Below are 12,267 nucleotides of genomic sequence, written 5' to 3' on the forward strand. Positions count from 1 at the left end.
CAGGCTAAATTCGCCACGTCCTGTGGCAACTCCTGCGCTAGCACATCCTGTGCGTCGGAACCAAATCGGGCATTTACAGGCTGTTGACCCGAAATTCCCCCTTTTTATTACCTTTACAGCCTGTTGATGCGGGGAAAAGTGAAACTTCTATCATTGGTGGTTTTCCAATGATTACAATAGAGAGATCACAGGCTAAATTCGCCACGTCCTGTGGCAACTCCTGCGCTAGCACATCCTGTGCGTCGGAACCAATCGAGCATTTACAGGCTGTTGACCCGAAATTTCCCCTTTTTTATTACCTTTACAGCCTGTTGATGCGGGGAAAAGTGAAACTGCTATCATTGGTGGCTTTCCAATGATAAAATTGACCATTAATTACTTTATGCATGGGATAGTAAGTTTTACACCTAAAAACCTCTTATATATCAAGGGTGCAAAAAATTCCTTCTATGTAACCCCAGTCAACTTTCGAGGTATTATGAGAATGAGTTGCTTTTTATAACACTCTCCCATACTTTTTCCTTTCGATGAAAGGTGATAAAGACATCAGGTTCTTTTATTTTTCCATCAGAAAAGTCGTCATACATCTCATCCATGTTTAAATAATCCCCCACAACCCATGCCGGAACCTCAATCTTAGTCCTTGAGTACTTAACATGCCTGAATGAAAAAATGAGACCCTCTGCCAGAATAGGGGCCAAGGCAGTAATGATATCTACAGGAATAGCCGTTAATTCTTTTTTCTTTCTGATCCTCAACCAATTTCTTTCAACTTTTAATGGCTCCAACTTCAATGGAATTAGACTCCCTAACATATTATAATATGTCGAAAGAGAACGAAAATAAATTTTATTAAACCAGCCGTCATCCTGAGCAAGATACACGAATTGATTATTCAGTTTACGAAAAAAAGGAGGCTCCAAATGATTTTTCGTATGCCCTAAATATAAAAGTTCCGATATTTCCCTCCCCTCTAATTCATCTAATCCGTCTGCCTCTTCAAAATCGATCCAACAGAAATCCCCATACCCTCGAACATTCTCTTTAAGGAGTTTAGAAATATCTTCAGATGATACGCTCTCAAGCAGAACATTCAAATTATATTCCCCACCATCGAATTGATGTTTCAATAATAAGATGGAATTCAAGGTATATGGCAGTGAGAAGGCAAACTCTTGAAAAGTAAGACCGTTAAAAAGGACAAACCGTTCGGAAGCCTGCATATGCATATATAAAATATCATTACTTTCATTTTTCATAACCTTATCCCCTCCGATCCTTTCAATCATTAGTGTTATTTTATCAAACTTTTTGGATTTCACGAAGGTTATATAATTAAGAATGTAAATCCACACCTGCATTTTATGACATCATAGTAAAAGATATATGCCTTTATTTCTTACCATGTAAAAAGTTCAGCCTTTAATTTATATAAGATAGATCCAAGCTCGACAAAAATAAATATCCATATTATAGTAAAAATAAAGGTTTGGAGGAATGACGATGGATAAAATTGAAAAAGGTTTTATCATTAATTCTTTTCATGAAGCCGCTCCCCTTTATGCCGATGCAACGAAAAAGATAGGCCTGTGGCAATCTGAAAAGTATGCATTCGAGAAGTATTTTTCCCAAGATGACAAAATCCTTGATATCGGTTGTGGTACAGGGAGAACCACCTTTTCCTTATATAAACAAGGTTTTCATAAAATAACCGGATTCGACTTAACTCCTGCCATGCTACAAGAAGCCCGGAAAATATCACGCGAAGAAAACCTAGATATACCTTTTATCCTTGGCGACGCCACAGACCTTCCTTTCAATAACTCATCATTCGATAAAGCAATCTTCACCTTTAATGGTTTAATGCAAATCCCTCAACGAAAAAACCGCATTCTAGCTTTAAAAGAAATTAACCGTGTTTTAGTACCTGATGGCATTTTCATTTTTACCACCCATGACCGTGACAAAAATGAAAATTACCTGAATTTTTGGGAGCAGGAAGAAATGATTTGGTGTGAAGGTAAACAGGATGACCGGCTATATGAGTTTGGTGATATTTTCACCTCTGGAAAGACCCTACAAAAAGATACCTTTCTTCATATACCTAATCAACGGGAAGTCTTTGACTGTCTCAATGAAGCAGGTTTTACTGTCCTAGAAAGTTTTTACCGAAGTGAATTATTCCATGAAAGCGATGATGTCATCACTTTCTCATCAGATTGCCGCTTCTGGATTGTTAAATAAGAATTAGTTTTTTAAAATTCACAAAAAAAACCAGAGTGACATATCACTCTGGTTTTTTATATTAAGAAACTTGTTCTAGTTTTTCATTATTGGCAGGAGGGTTGAATTGACCTTCCCATTTTGAGATAACGATTGCTGCAAGTGAATTACCAATAACGTTTACTACTGTACGGCCCATATCAAGAATACGGTCAATACCAGCAATAAATGCTAAACCTTCAATTGGAATACCAACTGTTCCTAATGTCGCTAAAAGAACTACGAAAGATACACCAGGTACACCCGCAATCCCCTTAGATGTGATCATTAACACTAACATTAGTGTAATTTGTTCATAAGCGCTTAAATCAATCCCATACATTTGAGCGATGAAGATAGCTGCTAACGCTTGATATAATGTAGAACCATCAAGGTTAAAAGAGTATCCTGTCGGAATAACAAACGTAGCAATATGTTTCGGACATCCCGCTTTCTCCATTTTTTCCATGAGTTTCGGAAGTACCGCTTCTGAACTTGCTGTCGAGAACGCAAGAATTAATTCCTCTTTTAGAAGCTTAATCAACGTAAAGATATTGAACCCTACAAATTTTGCAATAAGACCCAGAACGACAATTACAAAGAAAATCATTGTTCCATATACAGTAAGCGCTAACTTGCCTAATGGAATTAAAGATTCCAAACCGAATTTGGAAATGGTCACCCCGATTAGTGCAAATACCCCGATAGGAGCAAATTTCATGACCATATTAGTTAAGTAGAACATCCCTTCAGCTGTACCTTGGAAGAAACGGAATACTGGTTTACCTTTTTCACCGATAGCCGCAATACTAATTCCAAACAATACAGAGAAGAAAATAATCGCTAGCATATCGCCTTCTACCATCGCTTTTACCGGATTAGATGGCACAATGTGAACGATTGTATCTACAAAAGATTCATGTTGCTTAGTTTCTGCTGTATCAACATAGGTAGAAATATCAGTTTGTTCTAGCTTGTCCATATTTACACCAACACCAGGCTGGATAATATTCGCGGAAACTAGACCAACTGCAATCGCTATCATAGTTACCACCACAAAGTATGATATTGATTTAGCTCCAAGTTTACCTACTGATTTTAAATCACCTACACCTGCAACTGCAACGATAAGACTTGACACAATGATTGGTACAACAATCATTTTAATCATTCGTAGGAAAATGTCTCCGAATGGTTGTAAAAAGTTTTGGGCTGTTTCACTACCATAAAAAATGGCACCAACAATAATCCCTAGAATTAAACCAATAAAAATTTGGCTAGCTAAACTTAATTTAAATTTCTTCATTTACTTTCCTCACCTTCCATAAAGTCTTTGATGCAAAAACATTTTGTCTCGGTAAGGGAAACAAGATACTAATAGAAAGAAAGTAATTTTTCTTTTATTGAAAAACTCTATCTTTACGCCGAAAAAAAAGACACTTCATGTGTCGATTTCCTATAGGCGTGAATATTCACACATGTTCCCTTAAAGACGCTGACGAGGTTAGCTGTCGGGTTAGGAATTGGAAACACAAAAGCCCTTTCATTTCTGAATTCACCCCTAGCGAAAAAAATCCGCAAAAATGGGTCCCCCGTTCTTGTAAAAGATTAAGCGAATACTTAATAATAAAATATTATACTAAAAATGTTATTCTGTAAATATTTTTTCTTGTCCCTTTAAGAAAAAAACTTGACAAATGTCTGAATATTCTGTATTGGTGACCATTTTACCTATAATAACACATTCTCTAATTTGCTTAATTTTGTTATATGGATATATAAATAACAATAAAACTGATTGATATGTCCCCTCTCTTAAATAATGAAAAATGGATTATTTTTCTAACATCCCCAGTAAGATATACCTCACTTTTTCCCGAGTGGTGAATTTTTTATAACTAGCAGATTTCACCTTCTCAAACTGAATTGGAGTAACAAAATAAGAATGATTTTTCACAATCCTATTCGGTTCTATTAGGATGACATCACCTACCGCCGGTCCCTTTATGAGTTCTTGCTTTCCTTCTGCTTTAAGCCCTTTTGTAATATAGTGTTTATCCACATAGCCTTTTTTAGTCAATTTGTAGACATGCGGCTGTTTTTTATGATGTACTGCCTCTACAGGGATAGAGGGTACACCCGCTTTCTCATTGGTTATTACAGTAAGATTGACTTTTGACCCTACCAACAAAGGTTTAGTTACTTCATCTCCTGGTTCAATCATTGCCTGAAATGGAAATCTGTTATCTTTTTTTAGTGATGGCTCCTCTGCTGGATAAGAATGAATACGACCTATTGTTCCGTTCAACGCCTTTTTTAAATCAGGGGAACTTGCCTTTATAGTCATGCCCACTTCAGCTTTTTTCATCTCCTCTTCGGAGAAATCCCCTTCAATTGCCATATTTGTTGAAACAATGGATATAATGGGATTATTCAGGTTTTTATTGATATTTTTCACAACACCATCAGCCTCACTCGCCGTCTCAACCGCGCCTTTTTGCTCCTCAATTGAACTTAATTGAGCATCCAGCATAACAACCTTTTCTTCCAAGCGGTTTATTTCAAGTTCCAGCTTGTACATTTCTTGCTCAATATTACTTTCAATCAAGTCTGAAGAGGTAGTTGTTATATCAATATTTAAGCTCTTTTCTATCGAATTATCGATTACTGCTTTATTAGAATTACTTGTCAAACTTCCTTGATAAGCTTTCAACTTATCAATGTAATCATTAATCCCCACAATTTCACCCTCAGCGGCAGTTTTTTCTGCTTCTAGATTTCCTTTGAGAGCATCCAGTTCGGGTGAAGTATATTCAAACAACGAAGATCCAGCCGTTACCTCATCTCCCTCTTTTACAAGGAATTTCTGAAAATCATTTTTCTTGGTATCGAAATAGATATCATACTCTTCTACAGGTTTAATTACCCCTTTTGTTTGAAAAGTATCCGTAATTGTATCTTTTTTTACCTTTGTCCAGTTTTCAGCAAAAACAGTTCGTTCCACTTTGCTTTCTTTTTTCTCGATCAGGTAAAAATTAACGGTTATTAATGCAGCAGATGCCACTGATACGGCTGCAATTTTCCATTTTTTCATTGTTTTCACCCACCTTATACAAATACGCCCACTTGGATGTACGCTAAAAAGGCTTTAACAAACCACGTGGCCAGATAGAATAGAACAATCATTAAAAGCACCAGATAATTATTCCGTTCTGAAAATTCCTTTAAATAGAAATATTGCAGAGCAATAATCAGAAATTGAAAAATGGTGATTTCACTGAAAAAGTGAATAAAGTAATCACTTCTGAGAAAGTACTGACTGATAACTCCCAATGAAAAAGGATTTGCATCGTTTCCGATATCCATTAATACTAATATAGGGATTAGAAACACCTTTTCTAATAATTGCAAACCAAAAATAATCATTTGAACGATTACTAATTTTATGTATGGGATATCTATAACAATCCAAAAGAATAGAGATGATAAAAATAAGTATATGGTAGGGTAAAATAGACCTGCTATTATATTGCCGCCCATTATCAACAACTTTCCCATTTCAAATTCACTAGCATCCATCTTCGTAATTTCTTTGGAAAACGATTCCGATCCAACGCCAAAATATCCTTCCACAGCAAAAACTATGAAACTAAGAAAATATAATAATAGTAATTTCCATCCAAGTCGTGTGACTGCTTCTGCATTTTGCAGCTGATAACGACTCCTATGAGGCTCTAAAATGCCCTTTAACAATCTGACCTGGTACACCATATGTGTTCCTCCTGCAATAAATGAAATATCACTCTATATTTTATCTTATTTTGGAAACAATTGCAGAAATAAGGAATGAATAAAACAAAAAAAACACATTAATATTAAATAATACTTTGTCTCCCTAATTTTAGAAATGATGATGCTTAAAGACGTTGATTCGCATTGACGATTTACTATATTCCCTCCATACTTATCTACCTCAAACGGCACTTTTGTTTCAATATTCAGATGCCCCGCCTTCACATTCTTCACCCCTGACTGAGTTAGGATTTTCAGATTAGGAAAGCTTGAATTTGCGACGATGGCACGCCAAAAAACCCAGCGTCTGGACTGACCATGGGGAAATGCATTAAACTCGCGCCTATAAAACTCTTCTGGACCAAAACCATCATAGTTTTCCCTACATCAATCGACGAAACTTGCTATTTAATTAAGCTTCTAGACTTCTTTCAAACTTATCATTTCCATAATTTTTATTATAAATTAACATTCCCTTTTTCCTTTTCTGACCTCAACCTCATATAAAAAGGTACCTTCTTCCTACTCTTTCCTAATAATCAATTTTGAAATTCAATCATAATCATGAGAAGAAATTTATATAGGAGGTATTTAGAAAAAGGTTTAAATAAAAGAAGAGGCAGTATGCCTCTTCAGAAAAATCTTTAATTTTTTGTCAAATAATCTTTCATTAAAATGATAAGCTTAGAACACATGGTATTTCGTTTTTCGTTTTTTTCTAAAAACAATAAAAGTCCTTCTAATATTATGCCATTTGGTCTAACTTTAGAGAATTCCTCTTGAATTGCTTTTAACGCTTCAACATTTTTACTTGTCTCTAACCCCTTTTCTTTATGTTTTCCTACTTCCAATACCTGGCGAATGATTGAATTAATTTCCTCTTTAGGGCTCACTTTTTGTATGGAACATTCAAGTAAAGGGAATTCTTTCAATAAAGGATCGTCCGTTTTATGTAGACCTTTTATAATGGAATCCATCCGATTTAAAATGAAGATAGGCAGCCTCTCCACTTCAAATGAATGTCTGTTTCTGAATAAAATTCCGATATAACCTTTGAAAAGTGCGTCTAACATAATAGTACAATCTGGCAAGAAGTTTGTCGGTATTTCTGGATACAATTCTACTATTTTACGTTTGAACCAAACTAAGCCCTCTTCATGGATATAGTGTAAAAAACTATCTAGCTCTTTACTGATATGAACCATTTGTTCCTGCATCATCATTCGAATTAAGTTGGTATTTCCTGTCACATGCTCTATTTGTACAATGATTTGCATCAAAAATTTCTCTTTACTGGATAAAGAATCATCTAACTCTATATCAAGCAACGAGTCCGTTAATGCACCATAATAATATTTGAAAATTGAAACAAGCAACTCTTCCTTCGATTTAAAATAATTATAAAAGGATCCCTTGGCTATCCCACACTTTTCAGTAATTTCCTGAACGGAAGTAGCATGATAACCTTTCTCTGCGAAAATCTCTACGGACTTATCTATAATTATTTTATGCTTTTCATTCATCAAATTCATCCTATCTCTTAAATATTGTCCCCTATATGACCAGTGAGTCATTTCTTTCACATTGTATCTCAAAACCCTTGAAATCACAACGTTACACCAACTGAATATTATTTATTGCATTCATAATCTATATACTATATATTTGAGTTTATGACCGACTAGTCACAATATAAAGTATGGAGGGTAAAAGTTTGAATTCAATCATTAAATTTTCTTTGAAAAACAAACTGGCAATCTGGTTGCTGACAATTATCATCGTTGCAGCAGGTCTATATTCCGGTTTAAACATGAAGCAAGAGACCATTCCAAACATCTCTACTCCTTTAATAAGCATTTCCACGGTATACCCTGGTGCTGCACCTGAAGAAGTAGCCAATAAACTTACAGATCAAATTGAACAAAAAGTCACAAACTTATCAGGAGTTGAATTAGTTAGTTCTTCTTCTATGGCTAATGTTTCTTCAATCCAATTACAATATGACTATGATACGGATATGGACGATGCTGTAAAAGAAGTGAAAGAAGCATTAGAAAAATTAGAACTACCTGAGGGGGTTGATAGCCCCAGCGTATCTAAACTAGAGTTAAACGCTTTTCCTGTTGTAGCACTCAGTATAACAGATAAAGATTCGGATTTACCTGCCCTAACAAAAAATGTCGAAGAGGTGTTAGTCCCTAAACTTGAAGGAATTGACGGAGTGACTTCCGTAACAATTTCAGGACAACAGGTAAATGAGGGTAGCCTTGAATTCAATCAAGAAAAGATGGCTCAATACGGGCTAGATGAAGAGACCGTAAAAAAAGTCATCCAAGCTGCTAATGTAACAATGCCACTTGGTCTATATAACTTTGATGATAAAGAGAAAACAATTGTTGTTGATGGAAACATCTCCACTTTAAAAGACTTAAAAAACATAAAAATACCTTTAACAGGCGGTTCTAACACAAAGACACCAACTCAAACAGCGCCGGGAACCAATCAAGTATCACCTGAACAAGCACCTGGTGCAACAGTTCCTCAACTACAAAGTGTCAAATTATCAGACATTGCTGATGTGAAAATCACCGGTAAGGCTGAGACTATATCAAGAACAAACGGTAGTGAATCAATCGGGATTCAAGTAACCCGATCGCCGGATGCCGATACAGTTGCAATCGTAGACGAAGTACAAGAAGAAGTCTCGAATTTCAAAGAAGAATTTAAAGGCGTAAGCGCACATACTACGCTAGATCAAGCCAAACCGATTAAAGATTCTGTCGAAACCATGATTAGCAAGGCCATTTTCGGCTGTCTGTTTGCCGTCATAGTGATCATGCTTTTCCTAAGAAACTTTAAAACGACCCTAATCTCCGTCATTTCGATTCCACTATCATTGTTAGCAGCCCTTTTGGTGCTCAAACAATTGGACATCTCATTAAATGTTATGACATTGGGAGCCATGACAGTTGCTATTGGCCGAGTCGTCGATGACTCAATTGTCGTAATTGAAAATATTTATCGAAGAATGGCATTAAAAGGCGAGCAATTAAAAGGCGGCGAATTAATACGTTCCGCTACTAAGGAAATGTTCATCCCTATCCTTTCATCAACTATCGTTACTGTAGCCGTTTACCTGCCGTTAGCAAGCGTTACAGGACCTGTTGGCGAACTATTCATGCCATTCGCTTTTACAATGGTGTTTGCATTAGTCGCATCATTAATAATTGCCATCACTCTTGTACCGGCCATGGCAGACTCATTATTTAAAAACGGCCTTTCCGAAAAAGAATTGAAATCACATGAAGAAAAGCCAAGCAAGCTATCTGGATTCTACCGTAAAGCACTGAATTGGTCACTAAGCCATAAGTTGATCACATTCGGTACAGCAATAGTATTATTAGTCGGTAGCTTATTCCTCATCCCAAGCATCGGTGTCAGCTTCATGCCTGCGGATGAAGAGAAGCAGATTATCGTCACTTATACCCCAGCACCTGGCGAATTAAAAGAGGATATTGAAAAGGAAACGGAAAAAGTAGAAAAGTACCTAATGGATAAAGATGATGTGAAGACAGTCCAATACACACTAGGTGAAAACATGATGAGTGGCATGATGGGCGGCTCTAGTAACTCAGCCCTCTTCTATGTACTTTATGATGAAGACACCGAAAACTTCGGGGAAAAGAAAGAAAAGATCATTAAACATTTAACCAATCTTGACTCTCCTGGAACGTGGAAGCAACAAGAATTCACTTCCACATCAAGCAACGAAACGACCCTTTATGTCTATGGAAATACACAAAAAGACATTGAACCAGTAATCGATGATATTCAAAACATCATGAAGAAAAATAAAGAATTGAAAGATGTCGATACAAGTCTTTCCGATGCATATGAGCAATACACACTCGTAACAGACCAGAAGAAACTTAGTGAACTTGGATTAACAGCCGCCCAAGTTGGCATGTCCATTGCAAATTCAAACAAAGATGATGCTCTAACTACAATTAAGAAAGATGGAGAAGAAGTCAAAGTATATGTAGAGACAGAAGAAAAGACATTCGAAGATAAAAAAGATCTCGAGAATACGAAAATCACTTCTCCAATGGGAATGGAAATTCCTTTAAAAGAGCTTGTTAAAATCGAGGAAGGCAAGGCATCCGATACTATAAGCCGTCGCGATGGAAAAATTTACGCGGACGTTTCTGCAACAATCAAATCGGATGATGTTGCAGCAGTAACATCAGAGGTGCAAAAGGAAGTTGAAAAATTAGACCTTCCAGCAAGTGTCACTGTAGACTATGGTGGAGTAACCGAAGATATCCAAGAATCATTCACTCAACTTGGAATCGCTATGTTGGCAGCCATCGCTATCGTTTATTTTGTCCTTGTCGTTACTTTCCATGGCGGGTTAGCGCCAATCGCCATTCTATTCTCCTTACCATTCACGGTAATCGGAGCTTTAGTAGGCTTATTCATTGCCGGTGAGACCATCAGCGTTTCGGCCATGATGGGTGTGCTCATGCTTATCGGTATCGTTGTAACCAACGCCATCGTATTAGTGGACCGGGTAATCAAAAATGAAGAATCCGGCTTATCGACACGTGAAGCATTACTCGAGGCGGGATCTACCCGTCTACGTCCAATCTTGATGACTGCCCTTGCTACGATCGGTGCTTTAATACCATTGGCCATAGGAGCAGAAGGCAGTGGCTTGATCTCACAAGGTTTGGGAATTACCGTTATCGGCGGACTAGTGAGCTCTACATTGCTGACACTTGTCATCGTACCGGTAGTATATGAAGTAATAATGAAAATTGGTAAAAAGAAAAGAACAGCTAAGTAAGCAAGCAAGAGGGTATCTCATACTGGGATACCCTCTTTAGTTTGATAATTTGAACCCACATCGTTATCCAATACATCATAATTCTTATCGATGGTATTAATGTGGTGGCTTCTAAACCTAACCTGGACAATCCATAGTCTCAAATGCCAATTTTTATAACAAAAAAAGAAAGGGTTACCCCTTCCTTTTTAATTTATATAGATTAATGCTTGGTAAAAGTCTGATCTATCGCATTTTCAAGATTCAGTGATTTATCTTTCAAATAACGCTTCGTGACGTTCAAATCTTTATGACCAGCTAACTTGGAAATGGTTTGTACATCTATCCCGTTATCCACTAATCTCTGACAAAATGTATGACGTAATTTATGTGGGTGTACATTGTACTTTTTCAAAATATATTGTACCGATCTCGGAGTGATCCTTTGATTGTAACTTGAAATAAACAACGGATCTGCTTTTTCTTTTAATGAATAAAGATAATTTTTAACATGTTGTATAGCCGATACTGTAAGTGGGACTGTCCTATCAATTTCACCCTTCGCGTTCCGGACAAGGATATAATTTCGATCTGTATCCATGATGACATCTCTACTATTTAAGTCGCATAATTCAGAGACACGAATTCCAGTATGTAATAATAGGTAGACGATGGCAATATTCCTCAGATTCCCCTCTGCCTCTATATCCCTCAAAAGTGCCTCCTGCTCTTTGATGCTTAAGGTTTCTGGCACCTCATACTTGTGCTCCTTTACCTTACGCTCAACAGAAAGCATTATCTGTGGCTTTTCTAAAAATTTAAAGAAGACATTTAGAGCAATATAATGCTTTTCAATTGTCCCTGGACTTTTCTTGCAATTTTCTAAATAATCGAGATAATCTTGAATATCCTCAGAGTGAATCTCCATTAATATCTTCTGTGTCTGCTCACAAAACTGTGAAAGAACACCAGTATACGTTTTGATCGTATTATCTGATTTGCCTTGGTCTCTCAACCATCCAGCAAACGAAAAAATCATTTCATCTTTAGCAGAGGTATCCATCGACTATTCCCCCAATGACAGTTTCAGAACTAAGTTAAGTTTAACATATATCCCTTTAGAAACGAAGAATTCTGTCCATTTGTCTTTACACAGGTATGATTATACAGATATAAGAAAAATATCCCTTACGAACAATAAAAAGTAAATTTAATGTATCATTCGATATAGTATGTCTATATCCTACACACTTCCCTATACTACATCCAATTTTCCTCTACAGTATCATTCTCTACTTTTATGTTAACTCAATAGTGTTTAGACCGTTATTATACGAATATAAATATAAACACAAAAAAGACCAGCCAAGGATGGCTGATCTTTTCAA

Annotated in this window: 8 protein-coding genes and 1 riboswitch; of the genes, 2 read left to right on the forward strand and 6 right to left on the reverse strand. The window is 36.5% G+C overall.

Features of this window, described 5'->3' with window-relative positions:
* Positions 1-476: 476 nt before the first annotated feature.
* Complete coding sequence (locus AKG34_RS22020) at positions 477-1,259, reverse strand: hypothetical protein (RefSeq protein WP_053348291.1); 783 nt, start codon at positions 1,257-1,259, stop codon at positions 477-479.
* A gap of 244 nt (positions 1,260-1,503) precedes the next feature.
* On the opposite strand from AKG34_RS22020, the gene AKG34_RS22025 reads away from it, so the two are divergent.
* Positions 1,504-2,244 carry a class I SAM-dependent methyltransferase gene (locus AKG34_RS22025; protein WP_053348292.1) on the forward strand — a complete coding sequence of 247 codons (741 nt, stop codon included), beginning with the start codon at positions 1,504-1,506 and terminating at the stop codon, positions 2,242-2,244.
* Between the two features lie 61 nt (positions 2,245-2,305).
* Here the strand turns inward: AKG34_RS22025 and AKG34_RS22030 are convergent, their stop codons facing one another.
* The 4 genes from AKG34_RS22030 to AKG34_RS22045 all read right to left on the reverse strand — a co-directional run bounded on the left by AKG34_RS22030 (position 2,306) and on the right by AKG34_RS22045 (position 7,577).
* Positions 2,306-3,568: a cation:dicarboxylate symporter family transporter gene (locus AKG34_RS22030; RefSeq protein WP_053348293.1), complete on the reverse strand. Its 1,263-nt coding sequence runs from the start codon at positions 3,566-3,568 to the stop codon at positions 2,306-2,308.
* A 172-nt stretch (positions 3,569-3,740) separates the two neighbouring features.
* Positions 3,741-3,887, reverse strand: a riboswitch (cyclic di-AMP (ydaO/yuaA leader).
* 209 nt (positions 3,888-4,096) lie between these two features.
* Positions 4,097-5,356, reverse strand: a complete 1,260-nt coding sequence (locus AKG34_RS22035) for an efflux RND transporter periplasmic adaptor subunit (protein WP_053348294.1) — start codon at positions 5,354-5,356, stop codon at positions 4,097-4,099.
* Between the two features lie 14 nt (positions 5,357-5,370).
* Complete coding sequence (locus AKG34_RS22040; RefSeq protein WP_053348295.1) at positions 5,371-6,033, reverse strand: hypothetical protein; 663 nt, start codon at positions 6,031-6,033, stop codon at positions 5,371-5,373.
* 665 nt (positions 6,034-6,698) lie between these two features.
* Positions 6,699-7,577: a TetR/AcrR family transcriptional regulator gene (locus AKG34_RS22045; protein ID WP_053348296.1), complete on the reverse strand. Its 879-nt coding sequence runs from the start codon at positions 7,575-7,577 to the stop codon at positions 6,699-6,701.
* 191 nt (positions 7,578-7,768) lie between these two features.
* Here AKG34_RS22045 and AKG34_RS22050 point away from each other — a divergent pair, with 191 nt between their 5' ends.
* On the forward strand, positions 7,769-10,900 hold the full coding sequence (locus tag AKG34_RS22050; RefSeq protein ID WP_053348297.1) for an efflux RND transporter permease subunit: 3,132 nt from the start codon (positions 7,769-7,771) through the stop codon (positions 10,898-10,900).
* Positions 10,901-11,102: 202 nt separating this feature from the next.
* Here the strand turns inward: AKG34_RS22050 and AKG34_RS22055 are convergent, their stop codons facing one another.
* The gene (locus AKG34_RS22055) at positions 11,103-11,942 is read right to left on the reverse strand and encodes a tyrosine-type recombinase/integrase (RefSeq protein WP_053348298.1); all 840 of its coding nucleotides are present in this window, start codon (positions 11,940-11,942) and stop codon (positions 11,103-11,105) included.
* Between the last annotated feature and the right edge of the window lie 325 nt (positions 11,943-12,267).

The sequence above is a fragment of the Peribacillus butanolivorans genome (assembly GCF_001273755.1).
Lineage (GTDB): Bacteria > Bacillota > Bacilli > Bacillales > DSM-1321 > Peribacillus > Peribacillus butanolivorans.